This is a genomic window from Sphingobacterium populi (assembly GCF_001586775.1).
Taxonomy (GTDB): Bacteria; Bacteroidota; Bacteroidia; order Sphingobacteriales; family Sphingobacteriaceae; genus Sphingobacterium; species Sphingobacterium populi.
In genome coordinates this window covers 186,940-212,693 of the sequence record NZ_LQXS01000001.1, presented here as the reverse complement: position 1 = coordinate 212,693, position 25,754 = coordinate 186,940, and the positions used below count along the sequence as shown (strand labels likewise).

15 protein-coding genes and 1 pseudogene are annotated in these 25,754 nt (G+C 39.7%); 3 read left to right on the top strand and 13 right to left on the bottom strand.

Annotation, left to right across the window (positions count from 1 at the left end; all coding sequences use genetic code 11):
* Positions 1 to 3 precede the first annotated feature (3 nt).
* From A0125_RS00835 to A0125_RS00815, 5 genes are all read right to left on the bottom strand, one after another.
* Entirely contained in the window at positions 4 to 3,225 is a 3,222-nt protein-coding gene (locus A0125_RS00835) for a SusC/RagA family TonB-linked outer membrane protein (protein WP_066750638.1), read from the bottom strand.
* A 246-nt stretch (positions 3,226 to 3,471) separates the two neighbouring features.
* Positions 3,472 to 4,974, bottom strand: coding sequence for an alpha-L-fucosidase (locus A0125_RS00830; RefSeq protein WP_066750635.1), 1,503 nt, complete (start codon positions 4,972 to 4,974; stop codon positions 3,472 to 3,474).
* Positions 4,975 to 5,029: 55 nt separating this feature from the next.
* Positions 5,030 to 6,682 carry a sodium:solute symporter gene (locus A0125_RS00825; protein ID WP_066750632.1) on the bottom strand — a complete coding sequence of 551 codons (1,653 nt, stop codon included), beginning with the start codon at positions 6,680 to 6,682 and terminating at the stop codon, positions 5,030 to 5,032.
* A 31-nt stretch (positions 6,683 to 6,713) separates the two neighbouring features.
* Positions 6,714 to 7,937: an enolase C-terminal domain-like protein gene (locus A0125_RS00820; protein WP_066750629.1), complete on the bottom strand. Its 1,224-nt coding sequence runs from the start codon at positions 7,935 to 7,937 to the stop codon at positions 6,714 to 6,716.
* An 11-nt stretch (positions 7,938 to 7,948) separates the two neighbouring features.
* Positions 7,949 to 8,722, bottom strand: a complete 774-nt coding sequence (locus tag A0125_RS00815) for an SDR family NAD(P)-dependent oxidoreductase (protein WP_066750626.1) — start codon at positions 8,720 to 8,722, stop codon at positions 7,949 to 7,951.
* A gap of 266 nt (positions 8,723 to 8,988) precedes the next feature.
* On the opposite strand from A0125_RS00815, the gene A0125_RS00810 reads away from it, so the two are divergent.
* Both A0125_RS00810 and A0125_RS00805 read left to right on the top strand, forming a co-directional pair.
* A complete protein-coding gene (locus A0125_RS00810; RefSeq protein WP_066750624.1) occupies positions 8,989 to 9,912 on the top strand; it encodes an AraC family transcriptional regulator in 924 nt (307 codons plus the stop codon).
* Positions 9,913 to 10,140: 228 nt separating this feature from the next.
* A complete protein-coding gene (locus A0125_RS00805) occupies positions 10,141 to 11,013 on the top strand; it encodes a GLPGLI family protein (protein WP_066750622.1) in 873 nt (290 codons plus the stop codon).
* A gap of 219 nt (positions 11,014 to 11,232) precedes the next feature.
* Here the strand turns inward: A0125_RS00805 and A0125_RS00800 are convergent, their stop codons facing one another.
* The 7 genes and pseudogenes from A0125_RS00800 to A0125_RS15490 form a co-directional block, all read right to left on the bottom strand.
* Entirely contained in the window at positions 11,233 to 13,854 is a 2,622-nt protein-coding gene (locus A0125_RS00800) for a carboxypeptidase regulatory-like domain-containing protein (RefSeq protein ID WP_156472370.1), read from the bottom strand.
* A 512-nt stretch (positions 13,855 to 14,366) separates the two neighbouring features.
* Positions 14,367 to 16,898 carry a tetratricopeptide repeat protein gene (locus A0125_RS00795; protein WP_066750618.1) on the bottom strand — a complete coding sequence of 844 codons (2,532 nt, stop codon included), beginning with the start codon at positions 16,896 to 16,898 and terminating at the stop codon, positions 14,367 to 14,369.
* A 389-nt stretch (positions 16,899 to 17,287) separates the two neighbouring features.
* A pseudogene (locus A0125_RS00790) lies at positions 17,288 to 19,615 on the bottom strand (ABC transporter permease); the annotation flags it as partial.
* A 289-nt stretch (positions 19,616 to 19,904) separates the two neighbouring features.
* Positions 19,905 to 20,657: a LytR/AlgR family response regulator transcription factor gene (locus tag A0125_RS00785; RefSeq protein WP_231863066.1), complete on the bottom strand. Its 753-nt coding sequence runs from the start codon at positions 20,655 to 20,657 to the stop codon at positions 19,905 to 19,907.
* Between the two features lies 1 nt (position 20,658).
* A complete protein-coding gene (locus A0125_RS00780) occupies positions 20,659 to 22,275 on the bottom strand; it encodes a sensor histidine kinase (RefSeq protein ID WP_066750612.1) in 1,617 nt (538 codons plus the stop codon).
* Between the two features lie 227 nt (positions 22,276 to 22,502).
* Positions 22,503 to 23,558: an enolase C-terminal domain-like protein gene (locus A0125_RS00775; RefSeq protein ID WP_066750609.1), complete on the bottom strand. Its 1,056-nt coding sequence runs from the start codon at positions 23,556 to 23,558 to the stop codon at positions 22,503 to 22,505.
* Positions 23,555 to 23,716 (bottom strand): hypothetical protein, encoded by a 162-nt coding sequence (locus tag A0125_RS15490; protein ID WP_156472369.1) that lies wholly within the window; start codon positions 23,714 to 23,716, stop codon positions 23,555 to 23,557. The genes A0125_RS00775 and A0125_RS15490 overlap by 4 nt, the downstream gene beginning before the upstream one ends.
* 422 nt (positions 23,717 to 24,138) lie before the next feature.
* Between A0125_RS15490 and A0125_RS00770 the strand changes: the two genes are divergently transcribed.
* The gene (locus A0125_RS00770) at positions 24,139 to 24,729 is read left to right on the top strand and encodes a riboflavin synthase (protein WP_066750606.1); all 591 of its coding nucleotides are present in this window, start codon (positions 24,139 to 24,141) and stop codon (positions 24,727 to 24,729) included.
* An 8-nt stretch (positions 24,730 to 24,737) separates the two neighbouring features.
* Here A0125_RS00770 and A0125_RS00765 read toward each other — a convergent pair whose 3' ends face one another.
* Positions 24,738 to 25,676, bottom strand: a complete 939-nt coding sequence (locus tag A0125_RS00765; RefSeq protein ID WP_066750603.1) for a hydrogen peroxide-inducible genes activator — start codon at positions 25,674 to 25,676, stop codon at positions 24,738 to 24,740.
* Positions 25,677 to 25,754: the final 78 nt, after the last annotated feature.

Sequence of the window (25,754 nt, the reverse complement as noted above, 5' to 3'; positions counted from 1 at the left end):
TTATTATAGATTTACGTTCAATCCCACATTAAATACTTTTTGTAGCGGATAATTAAAACCGTTGCCGCCTAACTCTGGATCCCACATTTTAAATGGTGCCCATGTAAGTAGGTTTAGTCCATTAAAGTATATCCGGAAGTTTTTCATATGTAATCGCTCAGACCATCTTGCGGGCAAAGTATATCCAAATTCAAGCGATTTAAGTCGCAAAAAACTACCATTGCGCATCCACCAAGTGCTTACTTGCCTATTATTTTCTATGATAGCTCCATTTGTTCCTAGTCTTGGATAAAGCGCGTATAGGTTTTGATTAGCTTCAGACCAATGATTATCTGCATATGCTTGTAGCAATTGTGTATCACCAGGGAATATTGCATCCGGGCTTTTTATAAATGGACTAGTACGTGCGGCATCAATCATAAAAGATACTTGAGATTGTCCCTGAAAAAAGCTGGATAAGTCGAAGCCCTTATAGCCCATGGAAAAGCCAAAACCATACACTATCTGAGGGATTGTAGGATAACCTACAAATGCTTGATCATCGAAATCTATTTTTCCGTCTCCATTTAGATCTCTGTACTTTATATCGCCTCCCATTGGAGCAATACCATTGGAGCTGAAAATTTGAGTAGGAGAATTTTGTGCTTCATAATCATCCACAAACAAACGCTCTGCAATAAATGCCCGCTGCCTATTCAAAGGCTGACCTTTCATATAGCGGTATTGCTCATTATAAGCAGGTTCTTCGAATTCGAGAAACTTATTCGTGGCAAATGTAAAATTACCCATTGCGGCAAGCCACAAGCTACTATTCAAGTTTTTTCTTCCGTCTAACGATAGTTCAAAGCCTTGTGACTCTACCTTTCCTATATTGGCAGAAATCGGAGCTTCTAAACCCATAGAAGTAGGAATACTAGCACGATCTTGCAATACATCAGATTTTAGGTTACGAAAGTATTCAGCAATTACTCTAAAATCTTTAAAAAGCGTCATCTCAGTACCTAAATTAAGCTGTCGTGATACTTCCCATGTGACATTACGGTTTTCATAATTTCTAATACTAACGCCATCCCTTCCATACGCATTATTTGTCCCAAACATAGCAGAACGATTTGGGTCATTCAGATTGACGTCCGATAAGTAGAAAAATCGTCGGTCTGAGATCGCATCATTTCCCACCATACCATAACTAGCACGAAGCTTCCATCTATCTACAACAGTACGCAGCCCTTCTCCATAAAATGGTTCCTCTGACAAGATCCAAGATCCACCGATCGTTGGAAAAAATCCATAACGATGATTTTCAGAAAAACGCTCAGAGCCATTATAGCCAAAATTGAACTCGAAAAAGTAGCGGTTTGAGTACGAGTAAGTAGCCCTTCCAGCAAGGTTCAGGTTTCGAAATGGCAATGAGTTAAATAGTGAGTTTGCATTTCCATTAAGCGTTTGTTGTTGGGAGTAGATTAATGCGGCACTCACATTGTGATTTTCTCCGATAGCTCGGTTATAATCTAATGTACCCTGTAAGTACAAGAACGTGCTTAAGTTATTTCCATTGTTATAATAATTCAGGTATTCGCGAGCTTGGTCAGGCTGCGAATTTATCCAATTGAGCGTATACTCGTCGGATGCTCGATCGTAAGTCTGTATATTATAATAGAACGGTGCATAAGCTAATGTAGAACGGAAGATCGCATACCGATTGGTGCTTGCTGTAGCATGAAAATTAAGACCTTCGGTTATAAAACGAAGACTTTGATTTAACTCGAATTGTGCTAACATACGCGACTCGGAGTAGCGCTGATTTCCGCGCAAAAGTGCCGCGTAAGGATTTGAAAAGCGTAGATTGGTAGAACCTGGCCCATCTGGCTCATTGCCAAACAAGATATGATTAGTCTGCTGGTTAGCAGCATCAGGAAGATAGTACGCAGGAAAATCAACTGGGCTGGTATGTGTGGCCAGATTATATAAATCTGTTCCGTACGAGTTTTCGGTAAATGTCATCGGGCCTGTATACTCATTAAAGTTTCCAGACAGTCGAACGATCATTTCTGTAGATGGGCTTAAATTAATGTTTACGTTACTTCTTAATTGATAATTTTTGAAGTTCACATTACTATTGTTGTTATTCCTGATGTCGTTCCGCAAAATACCATTGTCGTTAGATAATGATCCTGCGACATAATACTTCGCCACGCCTCCGCCACCAGAGACATTTAGATTTATTCGCTCTGTAGTAGTTCTCTTTTTAAACAACATATCCAGCCAGTCTACCGCGGGATACACGTAGGGATTACTATCTGGATGACCGTTCATCGTGGCTAGGGTATTCGCAATTTTATTTTGGCTGTATGGCCGAGGAGCCAACGGGTTACGTGTGATCATGGCTTCGTTATAAAGCATCATATAAGTCACGGGATCGGCCAGTTCTAATGATCTTACTGGCTGAGAAATCGATTGCTCCATACGCAGACCGATACTTGCTTTTCCTTCCCTACCCTCTTTTGTTTTAACTAAAATAACACCGTTACCGCCCCGTGCTCCATAAAGTGATGTTGCACTCGCATCTTTCAGAACAGAAAAACTTTCAATATCGTCCACCTGTAATCGAGCAAGGTCATTTGCAGTCATCTCCGTGTTGTCTATTAAGATTAAGGGATCTCTTTTGTATCCAAAAGTGGTGACGCCACGTATGAAGAAATTTGAATTATCCAACCCTGGCTGCCCGCTTGGCTGAAAAGCGATAACGCCAGCGATCTTCCCTGCCATTGCATTTGTGAGATTGGAAGCGGGGATTCTCAGTTCACCAGGCTTGACCGTGGTAACAGCGCCGACAATTGCTTCTCTGCGTTGCTTTTGGCCAAGTGCCGTTACTACGACTTCATCAATGCCATCGCTGGATTCGCGCATAACGACATTCAGAATCGACCGGTCCGTAGGAACAATTTCTAAGTGCTCTGTGTAGCCAACAAGCGTAAATTTTAATGTTGTGCCTTCAGAGGCTTCGAGCACAAACTTACCGCTGGCATCTGTGGAGGTAGCTTTTGCTCGATCGCTCAGCGAAACAACATTTACACCCGCCATTGCTTTGCCTAACGTATCAACGACCGTACCCGCGACTGTTTTGACGCGAGTTTGTGCTTGGATCTGGATCGAACATAAGCTCAAAAAGACAAAAATGAGCACGCAAACGATTCTATGCGAATCAAGAGGTTTCACAATCATAGAGATGATGATTAATTGGTTCTAAGTAGGTTTATAATATATTGGTTCGCAGTATAATTATATCTGTACTATACTATGCTATTATAATTCAAATATATATAAGAGATGCCGATCTTCCAAATTCTTTCAGAGAAAAAAATGAACATTCATTATTTTATGACCGATCCATCAATTATTTGGTTATATGCGCGTTAACTGTCATTCCAACTGACATATTGATAGATACCCGTTGTATCAAAATTGAAACTATATTGCATCGGCTTCAGGTATATTTATTACGCTTAATTCATAAATAGATGGTGGTGCAGTTGCTTCGTGTACATTAAATCTTAATTTTTCTGTTTGATAACGTGCTGGAAATTTTATCACCTTACAGTCACCCATAGGTACGTCACTTAGATAAATAGTTTGCCATTGGTTCTGTTGCCAGATAGCAATACTGTATTTTTTGATTCTTGGCACTCGCACTTGTGAAAAGCCATCCGGAAGGTTTTGTGTGTCTTGGTATTCAAATATGGTGATTTTGTTAAAGGCCTCGTTGGGGTCTAATTTCATTTCAACACTTGCAGTGAGATCTTTAGCCGCCCAACGACTATCCAATTTCCCATCGTTGATGGCACTAGATGCGTAGTTGTCATGATGATCAGGCCAGACACTAGTGGCGGTTGTATGCTTTTCTAAAGAAATGAATTTGCCATTTCGAGGAAGGGGCATGTGTGGGGCTAATTGAAGCCTTTTCCCTAAAGCTATGGCAGTATTTGCTACGTATTCTCGAATTCTTCCTGTTTGATCAGGAGATACATTCATGACCATACAGTTGTTGTTTTCGGTAGACCAATAAAATAGTTCTTCCAACTCATCCAGATCTCGTGTTGGCAATGGTTGGCTTTTTTCAAACCAGTTCCAATTTTTACTGATGCAAATAGTATGTTCAAATGGAAGATAATAGGATTCTCCTTGATGTATGTATTGTTTCTGATCGAATTTCGAAATCATCTTGGGATCCCATAGTCGAAAATCAGAAGGAAAATACTGGAAGAAATATTTATCATTGACAGTCATCTCAGACGGAATTGTGTAATCACGTTTCCCTTCCTCGTTTACAATCGTGTGATTAACGCTCACCGCGCATGCTGGATTAAATCCTTTAACAAGAGAATATATCTGATCAATTCCCCAGTCTGAAGGATTTTTATCCCAGCCACCATCAAGCCAGAGCTCTGCGATAACACCATAATTTGTATACAACTCGGTAAGTTGGTTCAGCATATAGTTGATGTACGCTTGAGGATCTTGGTCTTGATAAGATGGTTCATTTCTATCCCACAAAGAATAATAAATAGCAAACTGAACGTCGTATTTCTGACAAGCCTCAGCGACCGCTTTTACGACGTCTGTCTTTACTGGAGAAGATGCGACATCGTATGTTGTAAATTTACTATCCCACAGACAAAAGCCATCGTGGTGCTTGGCCACAAGTAGTACATAGCGAAACCCAGCATCTTTTGCAGTACGCACCCACTGCTCGGGATCAAGATTTGTTGGATTATAACTAGATACGGGTAACGTGCCATCAGACCATTCTACATCATTGAATGTATTTATACCAAAATGTATGAACATGCCGTACCCTCGATCGATCATAGCTTGCTGGGCAGGATTAGGTTTTGTTGACGGAACGATTGATTGTGCAGCACAAATGTTGAAGGCGAAAGCAAATAATAGAATTAAAATGTCCTGTTTTTTCATCGTCTGCTGATTTAATGTTCAAGTAATAGGTTTTAAAATGATGGCATGATCAGATTTAACGAAAGGTGTAAAACAAAAAGGCCATTAGTACTAGTAGAAGAAGAGAGATGGTTTTATAATTGCCAAAACCTGTTGAACCTTTAATTCTGAGTGGATCCAGTGGCGACCTCCAATATAGTTTTTGGCTTTCGGCAGTGTGTTTAACTGGAAACATATAAGAAAGACCTATCTGAATAAATACACAAAAACAGAAAAGGTAAAAAGCCATCATCATGAATGGAATATGACCGATTATAGATGCTGGGAACAACTTATTAATAGCGAACACCACTATTCCCATTGCCGAACCAAGCCATAAAGTGTATTTTGCCGAGATTGCTGATGCTTTCTTCCAAAAAATACCTAACAAAAAAACACAGGTTATCGGTGGTGCAATATGAGCAATGATATCATTAAGACCATTAAAAATGCTTTCATAATTATTTAGCAAAGGCAATAATGATAACGAAACTAAAAGAGCTATTCCTGCAGAAATTTTGCCGACTTTAACTAATTTCTGCTCATTTGTTTCTGGTTTGTATCGTTGGTATATGTCATAACTCACCATGGTCGAAATGGAGTTAAGAGCTCCGGAAATTTGGCTCATTAATCCTGATAATAATGCGGCAACCACAATCCCCATCAAGCCATTTGGCAACAGTTGCGTAATCATTACTGTGTAAATTCCCTTCGTATCTGTACTGGTGCTCCCGGCCGCGGTCGTTGTTAGCGAACTAATATCTAAGTGACCTGCTTGCGATAGTGTATATGCAAAAAGGCCCGGCATGACAAATATGAATACGGGTAGAATCTTTATAAATCCACAAAATAGTGGACCAAGTCTAGCGTGAGTTTCGTCTTTGGCTCCTAATACACGTTGAACAATAGTTTGATCTGCACACCAATACCAGATTCCAATAATAGGATATCCTAAAAACACCGCATACCATGGCATTCCACTACTGTCTCCGTGCGGTCGCATCATCGATAATTTATCCATCTGATTATTATCCTGAAGCACTTTGACCATCGGCTCCCATCCTCCCATTTTTAGATAGGCGGCTACACTCATGATAATAGCGCCCGCTAATAAGACAATAGTTTGTATTGATTCGGTAACGACTACCGCTCGTAGTCCTCCAATAACAGTATAAATCGCCGTTATAATAGAAATGACTACAATACTAGTATACATATCGACCCCAAAGAGCGTTTTAAGTACAATTCCGCCCGCTAAAAGAGAAAAAGAAATATGGATTATGACGGCTGAGACGACAGATACGATTGCTAACCAATCTCTACTCGAACGATCGTATCGCTTCTCCAAAAAATCGGGCAGTGTACTAACGCCCGACTTGATATAAAAAGGAGCAAAGAAAACAGCGAGTAGAATTAGCGTGAATATGGCCATCCATTCGAAATTGCCATTGAGTAATCCGGTATCAAAACCACTTTGAGCCAGGCTGACTAGATGAACACAGGAAATATTAGTGGCAAAAAGAGCCAGACCAATTACCGGCCAGCGCAATGTTTTTCCAGCTAGAAAATATTCTCCGGCAACATCTGCATCCTCTATTTTCTTATTGTGCTTAATGCCTGCCCAAAGCCCGATGGTTACAATTCCCAGAATGTAAAATATACTTATGGCTAAATCTACCGAACCTATCATGACATTAAATACTTTTAATTTTGAGAGAATTCTATTGTTTAAAATCGCAACTGCTTCCTGGTTCTTGAGGCGTTATGTACGTTCCGTTGACTATTTGTGCGGGGTGCAAGAAGTGTTGCTGTAAATGTGGTATATGTTCTAAAAAAAGTACCTCGTGCCCAATAGAGATATGATTGAATAACACTAAATGCTGGTGCAATTGCCCCATATCACCCACATGTGGTACCACAGGAATACCATATTTTTTTGCTAGTAAACTTATGGTGATGAATTCACTTACGCCGCCAACACGTAACGCGTCAACTTGTATAAAAGCAGCAGCCCGGGCTTGTAAATAATTTTTAAAGATTACTTTATTAGGAACATGCTCTCCTAAGGCTAATTTTATTGGCGCAATGCTTTTTGCCAATATTTGATGTGCTAACACATCATCGGGATGTGTCGGTTCCTCAATCCAGTAGGGATTCATCTTTTTTAACTCATCACAAATGGCTATTGCTTGTGGAAGATTCCATTGTTGATTAGCATCGAGCATTACTTTGATATCATCACCGGCTACTTCACGTACAATGTTTGCCCTCCGAATATCCCGCTCTGCATCGGTAGATCCTACTTTCAATTTCATCGCGGTAAACCCATCAGCTATTGCTTTATGACAATTCTCTCTTACTTTTTGATCCGAGTAATTGAACCAACCAATGGAAGTATCATATCCAGGATACCCTTTTTCAAGAACCAAACTTCTTTCTTTCTTACCATTTAGTTGTTTAGTTAATAATTCCACAGCTTGCGCTTTGCTGAGCACTTCTTCTAAATAAGAAAGGTCAAGCGTATTCACGATCTCCTCTGCAGACAGGTCTATCAATAATTTCCACAGCGGAACACCTCTGTGTTTTGCCCAAAGATCATAACAAGCATTCGTGACGGAGGCCAAAGCTAGCTGAACAACACCCTTATGCGGACCAAGCCATCTAAATTGTTGATCGTTAGATAATTCTTGAAATATAAGACCAAACTCAGCCATCACATCTTCAATATCTTTACCTTTTAATTTTTCAGCATAATACTGTGCTGCCTTACATACCAGATCATTTCCTTCGCCTAACGTAAATGCGATTCCGACGCCTTTCAAGCCGCTACCATCCAAAAGTTCCGTAACGGCATAGGAATATATCGGATCTCTATGTATGGCATCGCTGCCGGCATTTCCATCCAGTTTGTATCTCTTATCTTTAACTACTATATTTTTGATCATAACGCGTTCTACTAAATGTCAGCATATCTTCTATACCCCAATTCTGCGCCACCACTTACAGGCATAATGCAACCTGTGATAAATCTCGCCTGTTCTGACACTAAAAAGACGCAAGCATCTGCTACAACATCGCCTTCTGGGCAATAGCCTAATGCGTGGATATTCGCTAAGTAACTATCGATTACGTGACTGTTTGGTTGTTCAGCGCTCCATTTCCTGAGCATAGGTGTCCATACGCCAGCTGGAGCAATGCTATTAACCCTTATACCAAAAGGTGCATAATCCAGCGCCATAGATTTTGTTAATGCATTTACAGCACCTTTCGTTGCGCTGTAGGCTGCATGAATTTCTTGGCCAATTTCGCCCACAAGGCTGCCAGTATTTAATACATTTCCTTTTGTCTTCTTTAACTCTGAGAGCCCTGCCTTTGTCGTATTGTATATTCCTTTAACGTTTACATTGAAGAGGTGATTCCATTCTTCATCATCGGTATCGTGTAGTGCTTTTGACGGATTTGAAATTCCAGCATTGTTATGAATAATGTTGATCTTACCAAACCTTTTAATTGTAGTAACTATGGCCTGCTCTACCTCTTCGAATATAGAGACGTCAGCAAGGATAAATAGCACCTCATTACCAGATAAGGTGCTTTCGGCTTCTTTTATGCTATCGGTATTATTAGAAATTATGCTGAGTTTAGCTCCCGATCGAAGATAGGCTTTTGCACATTCCAGTCCGATACCTTCAGTTCCACCAGTTAAAAAGATAATTTTGTCTTTAAGCATATGATAGTTTGCTTACTTCTTTGTTAGGTTATGTAAAACGATATTGCTGTCTGCTGCTCATGTAGCATCGAGCAAGATAATTGGCTATTGTTCTCAAAAGTAGACCATAATAAATTGGCTAAAAATGGGGAATACCACTATTTGGATGGACAATTTAACTATCAAATTATTTTAGTGTATTGTCGAACAGTTGGATGTTATTATCAAGATTTAATGCTACTTTTAGATCTTAGCTTACTGTTGCAATTCAGCCACATTCCTATGTTATGAGTATCAATTTCAAAAAAAGAGATGGATTTGAAGGGGAGAAAATTATTAATGTTCCTCAGAAAGTGCTTAAGCAGATCATGGCAAAACACCGTTGTCTATTCCCGCTTTACATAACTCATATTGGCTATTTTCCAAAGGCAACGGCTCATTATAGAGAAAGAAGAAAGGGTTGCGAGGATAATATTTTCATTTATTGCACACAAGGTAAAGGTCATTTTATAATCGACGACAACCAGATTGAAGTCAAAGCCAATGAGTTTTTAATGGTCCCAGCAACAGATAAATATTTACGCTACTGGGCAGATGCAGAAGATCCATGGACAATTTACTGGATTCATTTCAGAGGAAAAGATTTGAATGAATTTAACAATTCGCTTAAAATAACTTTAAATAGTGGCCCGATACAAATTCCATTTAATCAAAAGGCGTTAGATATTTGGGATAATATTTACAGAAGCTTGGAAATGGGCTACAATCTTGAAAATTTATGTAATTCAACTTTCTGCCTATATCATTTTCTTGCAACTTTTGTGTTTTTCGAAAAACACATTACAATCGTCGAAAAAGAAAAAGAGGACATTATTGCTGAGTCTATCAAATACCTGAAGTCCCATCTAAATGAAAAACTTCGCGTAGAAGATATTGCAGGCAAATACAATCTTTCGAATTCTCATTTTGCCGGCCTATTTAAAAAAAGTACAGGCATGTCGCCGATAGATTACTTCATACATCTTAAAATGCAAAGGGCCTGTCAACTATTGCACAGCAGCGATGATAAAGTGAGTGTAGTCGCTCATCAGTTGGGATATGATGATCAGTATTATTTCTCAAGAATTTTTAAAAAACAGATGGGATTGTCTCCAGAACAATATCGACTAATGACAAAAAAGAGTAAAAAGAACTTCGTAGCATCTGCCTAAACTTATTGACGATACGAATTTTAAATTCTTCCCCAGACTACACCGTAAGGAATCTAGACGGATTACATTTACATCAACATGAATGAACATTACGATGCCTGCTGGACTAAATTCGATAACATGCGATGATCAATATCCTCAGATTTTACTATATTGAGCTATATGACGAGTAATTTGATATCCGCAATTACTTTAAAATATCATTTTATATTTACCTTTTGCCAACCTATGACTACGATCCCTCAACCTATCAAAACGTATCTATTACTATTTTCTCACTTAGTTATTATCTTTTTCGCCAACGTGTCGCACGCGCAAAATCTCAAATCACCTGTGTCATTTGATATAAAACTAACTTACGAAGTAGATTTTTTGCAAGACAGCAGCGAGTCGCAGTCGTTTCGCACCGAATTGACGCATTTATTAGTAAATGACTCCATGTCACTTTTTGAGTCCAGCAACGCTGCCGCATTAGATTCTGCCCAGTACCTGGTAGAAGATGACGTGGAGAAGAAGCGTTTACTTGCGACCTCCAACTCAGGCACAGCAATTACTTATAAAGTACTCAAAACGGCAAACCGAATCACTACCTACGATTTATTGTTCAATAATCGGGAAAACACCAGTGGTATCGGATTCTTTTATGATGAAGCTTTTCCAGAGTGGGAATTATCTGCTGATACCACCCGTATTAATGGATTATTGTGCCAAAAAGCGAGCACGCAATTAGGTAATCGCGAATGGATCGCTTGGTTCACAACAGAAATACCAATATCTGATGGACCCTACAAATTTTGTGGACTACCCGGCCTAGTTGTTCAAGTAAAAGATCGAAAAGAACATTGGGTATTTACGCTTCGGGATATTCAAAACACGGCCGACTACAAAGCCACTTTACAAGGGCAAATGGACTATGAGCGACTTGCCGACAAGGAAGCCTTTTTCGCAACGAAGCGCGAATACAATAAATCCATATTTGCAAAGGAAGAATTACGATCTGGTCGAAAATATACCCCAGAAACACGTCCGATAATAGAAAAGAGGTTACAGTCTTTTGTCAAGCAATCTAGCAATTGGATAGAGTTGGATTCTGCTAACTAATCGCTTTTGTATTATCGTAGCTCAATCCAATTATTATCTCTATTAAATGCTTCTTTGGATTTTCTTTCATCAGTAAAAGTATGCCATTTCCTGCCACCTAATTGCAAGATTACATTTTGGCAGAATTGTAAAAAACACATATGATTGCTAATAGGTACCTAAATCGCATAGTGAAGTCTTTCATTGGTGAGTCATGAATTTTGTGTGTTGTTTTGGTTGTCAAAAACGAAATTTGGTAGACAAGATAAACTGTCGTGGTCGGAGCTCAAAACTTGATCGTATCAACTGATAGTCCGTCGTGATCTGTTGTACATATTCATTGTTGTTCAACAAATTTTGCGCTATTAGCTCCAGGTCTATTTTCCGCTTTCCGAGTGTAATTCGATAGGTAGCATCCATAAAAAATTGATCTACCTGTCCCTCAATATTATTATGATAATACGAATTACTGATCTGAATGGTCTGTAATTCGGTCGGGTAAATCAGCAGAGTGAGGTAATGATTATTATAAAAGATACGATTACTTCTGCCTGCGGCAAATGTATTAACCGTTTGCCCTATCGAAGTTTTGTATTCGCCACCAATTATAGAAGAAGCATTATTCATAATTTCCAAATCAGCAACGTAATGAAATGTCTTTTGCCTGGCCATCACATTGTTCAATAAATAATCTGAAACAGACCAATTAGTTCTTCCATTGATCTTTACAACTGTTTTGGCCGAGGCAAAAAAATGTGACAAGCCGCCTGATAAGCTATGTTGTTGATTTTGACTTTCACGGTTTGCGATACTTGTGCGCAATCGCCCCAGCGAATCTACCTGCGTTTCGTATATATAATCGCGTACCGCGGCATCAAAGCCGTACTGTAGATGAGCAAAATTTGCTTTTAATGTATTTTTGTAGTTATAATTAACGGCACCATGAACGACTTTGCTACCTAACAATCGGGCATCATAGCGTTGGATATTTCGATATTCGCCGATGATAAATCCGTTGTAAAAATTATCCAATCCCCCAAACTGATTTCCAGCACCAGCGCTTGCGCCAAACTGATGTTTGGCATTGGCCATGAATGTGGCATTCGCACGTGGATTAAAGGTGTTACGCAGTTCATTATCCAATGTCTGCAGTCCTTGCTGATTTACATTGTAATAAAATAAACTATACGGTGTTGCCAAATTAAATTTCCATCGGGCGGTTTCGAAACCAAATCCCACATCTGCTCCTAATCTAACCTGCGAATTGATCATATTATTCAGGAAATCGGCTCCTAATAATCGATTTTGACCGTCTTCGACTAACTCGATATCCGTCTGCAGATGATTGCGATTATAATCGAAAGATAGTATTGGAGATAATCTAATTTTTTTCCATCTTCTAGTAAAACTCACATTGTTCTTCCAATCCAAACCTTCAAATTGAACCAGCTGCTGCACGCGATCAAATGGATCACCATTATTAAGTAAATCTTCAAACTGCCCAGGCATTACTTGCAGCCGCTGCGGTGTTGTTCGCCACTCTAAACTGGAATTTATGTTTAGTAGTTGCTTACCTACAAAGCGCCCCATAGCCAATGAGTTTTTAAAGACCTCGTCAGTAAATGCACCTTGCTGACGAATAGGTGTATCATCATTCAGCAAGACAAGTCCTAGATCTGTATTCCAGCGCTTGCGGTACTTTAACACATTTCGTAAAAATATATTCTTTTCGTTTTTCTCGATGGTCGCTCCAAGGTCCAAATTGTTAATTCGATACCGGTTGTCTACCGCTTCGCTATTGAGAATTGTTTCATTAGCTGTAAAAATCTGCGTCGCCGTAAAACCTCTTCTTACTTTCGTATCATCGTAGTACGATATATTACCTTTAACTTCGACATCATTGCGCAACTTTTGCAGCACATTTGTACTGAACAAAAAAATCTTATTATCCAACCATTTACGCTCTTCGAAACCAGGACTTGGCACATTGCGAAGACCGATATAATTTGGACCATCCGATATATTGACATCTTTATTGGTGAAATAAGCTCCTGTAGCACCAGTGTAAAAGGCGCGCAGATCTTTCGCGACATCAACGCCGACGTTGTTGGATTGAAACGAGTTGAGCATTTGAAATTTTTGCCCAAAAGTCATTGGCGTTACATTTACATCCCAAAGTGCCGGAGTGGCGCCAATGCCCACTTTTCCAGATCCAGTCGATGTAAATCGTTTCAATTCTAGATTGAGCGAAGCTTGATCTGAAAATACCACAGAATCCAACAATTTGATGGGCTGATCGTTTTCTACAATTTGTACCTTTCTGACCGCATCGGCTGGTAGATTTTTGTTAATCATGGCATAACGGCCTTCCATTAAATCCAGATTGTTCACCATGTATTTCTGGATTGGCTTGCCTTGATACAATATTCTATCGCCCTCCATCTCAACGCCGGGTAGTTTGCGGATAATATCAGCAATCACGCGATCCTGTGTTGATGTAAAGGCAGCAACGTCATAATTTACCGTATCTTTCCGTTTGAATATGGGTAAGTTCGCTGCTTTAACTTCTTTGATTTCCTTAGCTTGAATAGTGAGTGTATAGGTGTAGGAAGCGGCGATGTTTGCAACTACTACAGAATGCTGCGCATAACTCATATGATTAAACTCCAAACGGATGCTGTCCGCATCTGTGAGCTTACTCTCCAATCGAAAAGAACCGTCTGCGGCGGATCGCGTAAAACCAACCAGCGCAGTACCGTTCACCCTTTTATACCCGACCGAAACGTTGGATATCGGGTTTTTATCGATGTCTACTAACTTGCCAGATATAAATACCTGAGATTGGGCAACACCTATTGACATTGAAATCACGAAAAATAGTAGGACGACTTTAATGGGATAAGAAAAAGAATATAATAACATGGTTAGGTGGTCGGCTAAATTGGGCGTCGTCGTAATTGTAGTAAACTACTAAAAAACAAGATGATCGACTAATCGGATATAGAAATTTTCATAGATATGGATTCGTTTCTGGTTGGAAAACAACAGTATGCTAGTAATTTTCCAGCAATCATCTAGCTAATATAAATAGATAAATTCACAGAATAGCGGAAAATTTAAAAATATCTACGATTTTTTCGTAATCTTGTCGAAGGCGATCAACTTTTGGCACTTTTTTATCTAAAGATTTGCGCGTTACGATGTTACGTAGCTACAACTTTGGATTTGTCCTTTTTGTATTATACGACATCATACCTACCGCCTAGGCAAAACCACCAATATTCCTGACGGCACTTTTATCTCCCGATTGTGCTGTATCAGGAGATAAAAAGTTAATCTCTTACCAAAACTCAGTTTCTCAATTAAGCGCCATCCTATTTTTTGGTCAACTTTTGTAAGCGATCCTTAGCTAAAGGAACGATATCATCATCTTCTGTATAATTATCGATCACGCTTTGTAATGTACTCCTAGCTTGCAGTGTATTGCCTTTGCGTGCATAGGTGTCCGCCAGTAAAATAAAGCTCTTTGCTACCCAGTATTCTTGCTCCTCCATATTCTCGATGACGTCGAAAGCCGTCTTTTGTGCTTTATCGTATTCTTTCGCCTCATACTGCCTCACACCCATCAGATATTTCGCCTCAGCACTGGCCGCTGATTGGCTTTTTTGAGCCGCCAGATCGAGTTCTTTCATAGCGGATTGCTTATCTCCGCTTTGCTGTTTCGCCTTTGCAGTATATAAGTGTGCTGTCGCAAGTTCTTCATCAGTCGCTCCAGTATAACTTTTTACCAACTTAACATACTTATTCATCTGCTCATAATCACCGATTTCATAATAGCAAATCACGAGGTTACTAACTGCGTAGCCGTATTTATCTTTATAATCTGGATTTAGCTCTAGCTTTTTGAGGTGTACTATGGCCTCATTATATTGTTTCAACTTGAGGTATAATGCGGCTGCCGTTACTAGCGTATTCTTGGTGTAAGGACTTGTCCAATCATTTAGGATAATGTTCAAATCGTGCAATGCCTCTTTCGGATGTCCGGTATGGTACAGACTTACTCCGCGTATATAACGCGCATGTTTCTCTTGCCGGGGCTTTGGAAATTTGTCAAAATAAGCATTAATGGCTTCTACAGCTGCTCCGTATTGTCCACGAGAAAACAAGGTGTTTCCTGCTTGAAAAGCTAGGTTGTCTTGCTCCGAAACACTGAGATCAGTAACATTAGTGCCTGTCGCATAGCGTATATAGCTGGCGGCATCCCCTTTATCAAGATAAATGTTTTCAATAGAATGCAATGCTTGTGACGCTTCACCCGTTGTAGCATATTCTTTCACAACGCGTTCGAATGTAGCCAGCGCTGCGTCGGTATCATTCTTATTGTACTGCACTAGGCCAATGGTCATCAATGCTCTAGGAACGTAACTGCTTCGAGGATATTTCTTGATCATCCGTTGTAACCCTTCGATGGCAGTATCATAATCTCCTGATGTAAAATACATATAAGGGATCTCGAAGGCTACGTCATCCGCATAATTCGAGTTGGGAAATCGTTCTACAACGGCACGCAGTGTACTGAGTTTGGCCTCCTGATCTCCTTGCAAACCTTGAATGATCCCCTGCTGAAACAAAGCATAATCCTGATTGGGAGCTTTCGCGCGAATGAGTTGATCGTAATAGCTCTTAGCTTTACTATAATTGCGCATCGAAAGATAGGAATCGCCCAAACGAGCCATCACGTCATACTGTATGTTTTTGTCTGATGATCCTTCTCCGGTTGCCAAGAATTTTTCAAAATACTCGGATGCCATGTTATATCTATTAATCCGGAATGCGGCGTAAGCCAACGCATAATTGGCGTAGTTGTACACAGACGTTTGCCGCGCTGCAGGATCTCGAAGGAATCGCGAAAAGTTATCGACGGCCTCGCCATATTTACGCACTTCGTACATAGCTTCGGCCTTCCAATAGGTTGCCAGAGCAGCCATTTCCGTATCAAATGCAAATTTTTCGGACCGCATAAACATGGATATACTATTTTCGAAAGCTCGTTCGTTGTAGAATTCCAACCCGCGGTAATAAGTAATCTTCTGATACACCCTATCAGCTTGCCGATCTCTATCAGTAAACGATTCTAAAAGATATACTGCCGCTTGAAAATTACTGGTACCGGATAACACATCGGCCAGCCGCATTTCTGTCGTTTCTGACTTCTCCACATCGTTTTTATAATCGGCAAATTGCAACGATATATACTCTTTAAGCGGTTGTATAGCATTTGGAACAGAATCTAATTCAGATAAGATCTTGCCATAATTGAATAAAGCGTCTGCTTTTAGCTCTTGATCATAATTTAATTTAGATGCTTTATAAAAGGCATCCCGTGCACGGTTTTTGTTACCCGTTTGTACCGCAATATGACCTAAGGCAATCAAAGAACTTTGATAAAAAGCATCCAACGGCTTCACCTTCTCCAAAATAGAAGTCGATCGCTCAAACTCGCCCGCGCGATAAGCCAAGATTCCAATACGATTATCATCAATATTGCTCTGCAACGCATTAGGATATTTTTGCGGCAAAGGCATATGATAAGCCTCCTTATATCTATTTTTCTGGAAGTAAATAGCGGCCGCCGTTTGACGCATCTCTGCTTCCAATGCTTTACGGTCGATATTCATATCCGGACTACGGCGGATTTTTACTGCATCGGCCAACATCGGGCGATAATCACGTACCACTGTGATGGAATCCATCATCGAAGTTCTGGCTTCGGTCTTTTCTTCTTGCAGATGCTCATCTTCCTTCTTCTGTCCTTCCTGTGCATATGCCGTGATCATTAGAAATGAAAAAATACCAGAAAATATATGTCTCAGGCTCTTGTACTGCAACCCTTGTTTTACTGTCATTTGTTGTATGTTCTGAATTATATTAAATAGTCTTCCGCTGCAGCAATACTATTTACAAAATGCGTACCGTCTTGGAAGTTATATTTAATAACGATAAAATTCCTTCCGCAAATAAAGCAATTACGTTAGAAATCTCATACAGATTTATGCATGTATTTCGATGGACTTTGAGGTGATTCGACAGTAATTTAGTAGTAACCAAAAATCGGAGCAATTGTAAATTAGTTCTTGAACTTAGCAGTCCATAAAGAACAATTAAAATACGTGTTATAAGCTTGTCCGACCATTATACCGCCGACCTTAATAAGGCTATTTTGATATGATGACACGCTATAGTACTATTCATTCCGTAAACTATCTACTGGCTTAGCAAGTGATGCTTTGATGGATTGAAAACTGATCGTAACCAGGGAGATTCCAATCGCCGTGAAGCCTGCAATAAGAAAGTAATACCATGCTATCTCTATACGATATGCATAATCTTTCAACCAATTGTTCATTGCCCACCAAGCGATTGGCGACGCGATAATAATCGCTAAAATAATCAGCTTGATAAAATCCTTCGTAAGCAACATAGTAATTTGTGCGACGGATGCACCCAGCACTTTACGCACAGCGATTTCTTTCACCCGTATTTCGGCCATATAAGCGATAAGAGCCAATAAACCCAAACATGCGATGAAGATGGTCAAACCGGCAAATAACATGGAAATGGTTCCTACGGCTTGTGTTTCTTTAAATTTGCTTTCAAAAACCTGATCAACAAATTGATACAGAAACGGATAATCGGGATTGTATTTTTTAAAAATTCCTTCTACCGTTTTCAAACTTTCTGCGGTGTTCTGTGCCGGATTTAGTCGATAGTGTATGATATTAAACCAAGCATCTGGCCCTAGCACCACGGTGGGTTCCTGTTTGCCGAATGGAGAGCCGATCACAAAATCTTTAATAACGCCGACTACTATCCGCTTTTCACCATCGCCCATAATCGTACTTCCTACCGGATCTTCGAGCCGGAGTGCTTGTACGGCAGATTCGTTGAGTAGTACAGCCAGACTATCTGTAGGATAAGTATAGATATCGATATCTCGACCTGCCAACAACTCGAAACCTAATGTCTTGACCGCATCTGCGTCTGAACTGAAGCGAACAAAGTTGATTCTCTCATCCGATTCAGTCGAAGCATCTGACGTAAATCCCCAGCCTGAGCTCCATCTGTCGGTTACAGGTGACATAGTTTTTGACACAGACAAAACTGCATTGCTTGCTTCTAGTTCATGACGAATCTGCTCATAATGTGTACCTATTTCGCCTTCTATGAACGTATATGCTAGTCCATTTTCCTGATATCCTCTATCGCGATTCTTCGTATATTGAATTTGCTTAGTTACAACCACCGTGGAAATCACCAGTATAATGGCTAGAGTAAATTGTAACACAACAAGCAAGGAGCGGACACTGACGCCCTTTGTAGTGCCTTTAAACTTTCCCTTGAGCGTCGATATTGGTTTGAAAGCAGAAAGAAAAAAGGCAGGGTATATACCCGCCAATAAACCAGTGAGCAAGGCAAATGCTATAAGCAACAGCCAAGTAATAGGCGATAGAAATGATATTGAGAGATCTTTGGATACTAGATGATTAAAAAATGGAAGTGCCACGATCATAATAACTATTGCTAGAATCATTGCTAAAAGGCTTATCAGCATACTTTCAGAAAGAAACTGTACAATCAAGCTTTTTTTTCCCGCACCTACCACTTTTCTGACGCCTACCTCCTTCGCACGCAATTCGGATTTCGCAGTACTTAAGTTCATGAAATTGATACAGGCTACCACGAGTATAAACCCTCCTATCCACGCAAAAAGCCGAACTAGATCGATACGTCCGCTGGAATACGTACCACCCACACCATTATCATACAAATAATGATCTTTGTATGGTGTCGCAAAAATCTCACCTGTATTTTTAGCGTAGTTGTTGCTGCTATTAGTATGATCGCGAGCAAAGGTTTTTATTTTATCATTGAAATCGGCTAAGCGCACGTTTTCTTTCAATAAAACAAAGGTCGTAATGGAGTTGTTACCCCAATGCTCATCGTAGAATCCGATTTTTTTAGCATAATCCCACGATATTAATGCCTCGAAATCAAAGCTGGAATTCGAAGGAATATCTTCGATCACTGCCTGTACTTGCACCTGATTTACAGAATCAATCCTGATGATCTTACCGATAGGATCTTCCTCACCAAAAAGCGCCTTTGCCTTCGACTCGGTCAACACGATAGACGTCGGATCTTGCAGCAGACGACCTTTTTCTCCTGATATGAATGTCATATCGAACAGATCAAAAAATCCTGGATCGACAAAAACGGTGTTGGTTTTAATCTTTTTCTGCTGATAGGTTGTTAGAAAATGGTTGTCTTCACCATAGCGGGAATATGATTCTATATCTGCAAACTCCTCCCCCATAGCTTCTGCCAAAATCTTTGGTGTCGATATCCAAGCATATTTAGCCCCTTGATAATCATCTCTGTTGCTGATAATATACAAGCGATCGTCTTTTGTATGATAGCGATCCATACTCAGCATATTCTGCAACCATAAAGCAATCATTAGACAACCTGCCATACCGATCGCAAGCCCGATAATGTTAATGGCGGAGAATGCCTTATTTTTCCTAAGATTACGTAGTGCTATCGTGAAATAGTGTTTAAGCATGGCCTTCTTTTAATGATGTCGTTTGCAGTGAATAAAATAGATCAAAATACGTTATTTCAACCTTGCAATATCCGCTCTTTGATTTAGGTCAAGTTATCTGCCAAACCATTAAACACCTAGCTATCAGTATAAAATAAAATATTCAACTTAGAAAAATGTCCGTTTCTGAACGTTTGTTGTACGGTAATGAACACTATTTCCATGCAGATACTTAGGCAAGGTATGATTCTCACAAGATTGCGATAGCGAAGGCATGTAAAATACGAAAGTTTGCACAAAACTTTATTGATCAATAAGCCAGCCGCAACGCTTGCTTTACTGCGTCTTTGTTCGGTTTGGAGACCGGGATTCTCTCTCCAGACAGAAGACATAGCAAACCGCCATCTTCTTTTAACCAGCTTTTGACGAATTTTGGATTGACTACATGACTTTGGTGGGTTCTTAAAAACCCATTGGGACATAGTAGATCAGCATATTCTTTCAAGGATTTAGAAACCATTATTTTTTCGCCACTAGACAGATAGAAATGCGTGTAGGTGTTATCTGCTTCGCAGCGTACGATTTCTGCTAAAGCAACATATCTTATCTCTGTCTGCATTTGCAGGGCAATTTTTCCCGAGCTTAATTCAGATCTTTTGAGTTGCTGCAACAGAAAATCGAGTTGCGACGTATGTATTTGGGTCGCTATTTTTTTTTCAGCTGTATGAACTGCATGTATCAACTCTTCCATATCAATTGGTTTTAAAAGATAATCTAAAGCTGCAAATTTTACTGCCTGGATCCCATATTGATCGTATGCCGTAACAAAAATAACTTCGAAATTGCGCATTGGAAGACCTTTTAGCACATCAAAACCTGTTTTATCACCCATTTGAATATCTAGAAATACTAAGTTGGGCAAATATTTTTCGATAACGCTAACCGCATCACGTACATTTTGCGCTGTCGCAATGATCGAAACCCGCGGACAATGCTTTGTTAGCAAAGTCCGTAAGTTTTCTAAATTGGAAATTTCATCATCTATCAGAACTGCTCTCATCATATTATAGCCAATCGGTTATTGTCATACTTATGGTAGTCCCATTATCCGTGGACTGCATCGCTAAGGTAAAGCAATTCTCCTTGTAAACATTATTCAACAATGCGATTCGGCTGTGGCTTAGGGAAAGTCCTAGTCCATCGTACTTGTGCTTTGTATCAAATCCGCGACCATTATCTACGACTTTTAAAATCAAATCCTTGGCATACTTAGTAAATTCAATATTAATTAACCCAGCGCTGCCCTGATTCGAGATACCATGCTTTATTGCATTCTCTACAAAGGGCTGTAGCAGCATACTGGGTATTTCGGTATTATCTAAATCCAGATCATTAGAGTGCTTAATTGCGTAGGCAAAACCAAATCTCAGTTGCTCCATCTGTAAATAGTCGTCTAGCAAGGTCTTTTCTTCAGACAGGCTAATGAGTTCTTTATCATGAAGTACATTACGCGTGAGGCGCGCAAACTTGGAAAGGTACTTGTTCGCATTGTCGGTTTCATTTTTGTTCATTAGATTCTGAATACCAGCCAATGCATTGAAGAGGAAATGTGGATTTAATTGAGAACGTATGGCATTAAGCTGCAGTTTTGCTGCATTTTTTTGCTGCTCTTCTGCAGCTAGATTTATTTTGCTTCTTTTTTTAGTAAAATAGAGTATAACAAGAAAGATTACCCCAATACCAAACGCCACGATTAGCGTGTATGTCAACATTTCTTTTTGTGTATAACTTTCCTGATTCAAGGTAATGGCGAGCGAGTACCTGCTACTATATTTTTCAATTTCATGTGCTGACATATTGCAGTCAAGACAATTGTCCCATTGAATCAATGGTTGAATAATAATCTCATAATCCCCTGATTTCTTGAAGATGCTTTTATCCATCACTACGTACGGTAAAAGTTGGCCTGCTTCATCAACAGTACCACCATATTGCCAAGCGGTGGACTCGAATATTAATTTATTGGTGCGCTTGTCTTTTATCGAGATTCCGTAGATATAGTCAATATCGGATCTATCTTTTACGATCGTCAGTTCATCGTCTTTTTCGTCGAATGTAAGGTTTGTACTTTCTTTTGGGTCTATGATATGATCGTAGTCCACGCCTTGGTCCGTCGCGAAGCGTTTTCCAAAAAGTTTGATTTTTGCTTTCGGAATAGGCTTGCCATAAAATACATTTTTAAATACATCGAACGGTCTTTCGACGTCATAAGTAAGAATGGTAACGGTTTTATCTTTTATAGGAAAAGGATCAAGCATGATAACGTCGAATATTTCTTCGTCGCCCCGGTCACCTTCTTGCAGTTGTGTTAGGTCAATCATTTCATTAACCACAATTGGTTTGTCATCGGCCAAAATGGTATAGCGATAATTTTCTACACGCTCTGACTTCTTAAAATAGATTTTAACACAGACATGCTCAATGTCTGGCAAATAGTTAAATGAAACATTGGGTTGATTAGGAAATTTATTGGCATAAAAAACGTTTTTAGCTGCACTATCAACAAACATACTTATTCTGCCTCCCGCAGCGTAGTTGTGATTATAGTCGATGCCGCGTTGTGCATTGACAGTTGATAGTGTGATAATAAGGGCGAGAATAGCGTAAATGATCTTTATCATGGTGTTTAAGTTTAAATTTTCTCAAACTTGCCACAATAATAATGAATCTGAAATCCTAAAATAGTATATGCTATAGATGAATTGGTAAAAGTGGATTTCTGCACAGTATTTGGAAAATACGTTGCTTCGTTAAGTACAAGAGCAGCTCCTGCGAGCTGTTCTTGAATCTGATAATATCTGCACTTGTGCAATCCATTTACGTGAAGTACGAGCTATTCTACTCTTGATTACACTTCCTTCAATAGTCGCATACCAAATCCCGGTAAAGAAGATGGGATCAATTTACCGTTCGCCAATCGATAACCCGAAAGATCAACATCTTCCGATGTACTGGAAACGCCTTCAATAGTTATTACATTACCAAGGCCACCCGCCAGATGTGCCGTGTAGTAAGATTTCAAAAGTGATCCCCAAGCGTGAGGCGAGGCGAGCGTTTTTGTTTTTTTCAATTGTGGAATAAGCTTTCGCCAATTAGTAAATCCTAACTCTTCGATATCTGTTAAGTGCACGTCTAATAAATTCTTATCGATCAGGGTATGTAGAAATTGTTGATCTGCATCGGCTTCGCCATCTGCGAGCAAAGGATTAAGACCATTCTTATTGAGATATGCCCTGAGCTTCTCATATTGAGGCACCGTTTCATGGAAAGGTTCTTCTATCCAAAATAGTTTAACACCGGCGATTCCATCCAGATATTGAATAAATTCGCCGACTGAAAAACCATTATTCCCATCCACCAGAATATCGCAATCAGGAAATGCGTTAGCCACGGCTTTGGTCACTTCGATATCGCGTGCCAAACCTTTTTCAAATGGCATCCAGCGATGCCCACGCCCAATTTTAAGCTTAAACTGACGATATCCCAAATCATAATCAGATCGACATTCTTCTAAAATCCTATCGACTCCGCCTGGCTGGTGTGTAGGTTCTAAATCGTCAAAATAAATCATTCCACTGTAGCAATCTGTGATGATGGGCTCAGATTGTCCTAACATTGCATATACCGGTTTATTAAGAACTACGCCTGCAAGATCGTGTAAAGCAATATCGAATGCGAGATGACTGTCGTTCAGTATACCCACATCTGTTGCGAATACATCCGACAATTTTTTACCGATAAGCTGCGCGCTGATATTTTCAGCATCTCGTCTGCTTCCACGAAGTGAGCCCCAACCAGTGGCGCCTTTATCCGTTTCAATCACACATATTTCTACACGAGGCCCATATCCATGTAAATCTAATCGAGCATTCTTACCGACAAGCCGAGGGTATTGCAATCTCACATCTGAAAATCGAATGTTACTAATTTTGTGATAAGACAAATCATCATCTCGCGATCTGCCAAACGTTCAAGTAGCGATGAACTGTAAGAATTGTGGCTGAGTAAGGTGGTCGATAAAGCACCTATACCAAGAGCTTGTAAGAAATTGCTGCGTTTCATAGTGTAAAATTTAGAGTTGACTGCATATCAGCACCGTTAGCCTTGTAGGCATTAACTTAGCTCCGTCAAAACAGCGATCCTGCTATAACGATTTACCTAATTGAGCGTTTGCGAGCACAAAGCAGCTTAATATAGGAAAATAAATGCTTGTTAACTCGAGTTTATAGTTTATAATCAATTGTAAATATAGTATTTATAAACATACTTGCATTAAGAAAATTTAAAAATTGATTACCACACATTCCTTATTACAGGCATTATTAACGTGCAAAAAGATTGGTGTTTGTTTAGATCCTTTATGATCTAATAATCCTGTTTCAATATTTTTTATGCAGAAAACACTACTAATGTGCAAGGTTTTTTATCGCGCTGGACAGTGGTAAGTTGCATCAAATATTAATAACTTTGTACAAATTGACATCATGTTTACAGGAATCATCGAATGCTTAGGTACAATTTTGAAAATCGAAAAGGAAGATCAAAATGTACATTTTACGGTACAGTCTGACATTAGTAATGAGTTAAAGATCGATCAAAGCATTTCTCACAATGGAGTTTGCCTCACAGTCGTAGACCAAACTGAGGGTACGCATCGTGTCACCGCCATTCAAGAAACCTTATTAAAATCTAGCTTAGGCAATTTAAGAGAAAATGACATCGTCAATCTCGAGCGCTGTACTGTTGCCGGAGGCCGATTAGACGGTCATATTGTGCAAGGGCACGTCGATCAGACAGCCAATTGTGTAAACATAGAAGATCAAGGTGGAAGTACTCTTCTCACCTTTGAGTACGACGCATCATTAAACAATATTACGGTCGAAAAAGGTTCGATCACGGTGGATGGCATCAGTCTAACGGTTGTCAATTCGCGTTCTAATCGATTTTCTGTGGCTATTATTCCTTATACCAAAGAACATACAAACTTTGCGCACATCGCAGTGGGTACTGTAGTGAATATCGAATTTGATATTATCGGAAAATATGTGAGCAAGTTGCTTTCATTACGCGATTAAGCAATATTTTACGATCGAAACCCGAGTATATCCATTCGTCTTTTGGATCGAAATCTTTCGGGCACAGCGCGCCATATTTCCTGTTGAAGAGCTTCTATTGCTTTTTGTTTACTGAAGTTTTTGGTCATTACGATGCTAATTTCACGAACAGGCTCAGGCGCCTTAAAATATCGAACGTGCTGTAGTGCCTCATCTCCATAATCCATAATCGTTAACTCAGGCAAAATAGTAATACCACCATTGATATCGACCATGCGCTTCAGCGTTTCTACGCTACCCGTATTATAGTCAAAAGATGAATTTTGCGATTGACTTCTATATTTACAAATATTTAAAACTTGCCCTCGCATACAATGCCCCTCGTTAAGTAGCCATAAATTATCCTCCGCAATTTCATTAGTTTGCAACAATTTTTTGCCGTACAATTTGCTTTCAGTTGATAAATAAGCTACAAATGTCTCATAGTACAAAGGCAATTCGGCAATTGCCGAATCTTGTAACGGAGTGGACAATATACCACAATCTAATGTTCCTGTTTTGAGTTCATGGATAACCTTTTCGGTCGTATACTCCCACACCTGAATCTTGAGCTGTGGATATTTTTTGGTAAATGAAGCAATGACCGGTGGCAAAAGATAAGGAGCTACCGTTGGGATAACACCAATACGAAATTCGCCAGCCAATTGCCCGGACGCCTCCTGCAAAATATCACCTATTTTTTTGCTCTCGATTAGTACCGTGCGTGCCTGCCGGATGATTCGCTTTCCCACTTCGGTCGGCACAACGGGTTGCCGACTACGATCAAAAATTTTGGCACCGAGATTCTCTTCTAACTTTTGGATCTGCATACTCAGCGTAGGTTGCGTTACAAAACACTTTTCTGCGGCAGCCACAAAACTGCGATAGGTATCGACCGCTATAATATATTCTAATTGAACCAGTGTCATACTATAAATTTAAACTATACTAAGGTAATCATTTTTTAGGAATGACTGGCTGTACTTAGTCAGCAAAATAGCTTCCGG

Coding starts and splice junctions, on each gene's coding strand:
- A0125_RS00835 (WP_066750638.1), bottom strand. CDS start 3,225: ATGATTGTGAAACCTCTTGATTCGCATAGAATCGTTTGCGTGCTCATT.
- A0125_RS00830 (WP_066750635.1), bottom strand. CDS start 4,974: ATGAAAAAACAGGACATTTTAATTCTATTATTTGCTTTCGCCTTCAAC.
- A0125_RS00825 (WP_066750632.1), bottom strand. CDS start 6,682: ATGATAGGTTCGGTAGATTTAGCCATAAGTATATTTTACATTCTGGGA.
- A0125_RS00820 (WP_066750629.1), bottom strand. CDS start 7,937: ATGATCAAAAATATAGTAGTTAAAGATAAGAGATACAAACTGGATGGA.
- A0125_RS00815 (WP_066750626.1), bottom strand. CDS start 8,722: ATGCTTAAAGACAAAATTATCTTTTTAACTGGTGGAACTGAAGGTATC.
- A0125_RS00810 (WP_066750624.1), top strand. CDS start 8,989: ATGAGTATCAATTTCAAAAAAAGAGATGGATTTGAAGGGGAGAAAATT.
- A0125_RS00805 (WP_066750622.1), top strand. CDS start 10,141: ATGACTACGATCCCTCAACCTATCAAAACGTATCTATTACTATTTTCT.
- A0125_RS00800 (WP_156472370.1), bottom strand. CDS start 13,854: ATGTCAATAGGTGTTGCCCAATCTCAGGTATTTATATCTGGCAAGTTA.
- A0125_RS00795 (WP_066750618.1), bottom strand. CDS start 16,898: ATGACAGTAAAACAAGGGTTGCAGTACAAGAGCCTGAGACATATATTT.
- A0125_RS00785 (WP_231863066.1), bottom strand. CDS start 20,657: ATGATGAGAGCAGTTCTGATAGATGATGAAATTTCCAATTTAGAAAAC.
- A0125_RS00780 (WP_066750612.1), bottom strand. CDS start 22,275: ATGATAAAGATCATTTACGCTATTCTCGCCCTTATTATCACACTATCA.
- A0125_RS15490 (WP_156472369.1), bottom strand. CDS start 23,716: ATGAAACGCAGCAATTTCTTACAAGCTCTTGGTATAGGTGCTTTATCG.
- A0125_RS00770 (WP_066750606.1), top strand. CDS start 24,139: ATGTTTACAGGAATCATCGAATGCTTAGGTACAATTTTGAAAATCGAA.
- A0125_RS00765 (WP_066750603.1), bottom strand. CDS start 25,676: ATGACACTGGTTCAATTAGAATATATTATAGCGGTCGATACCTATCGC.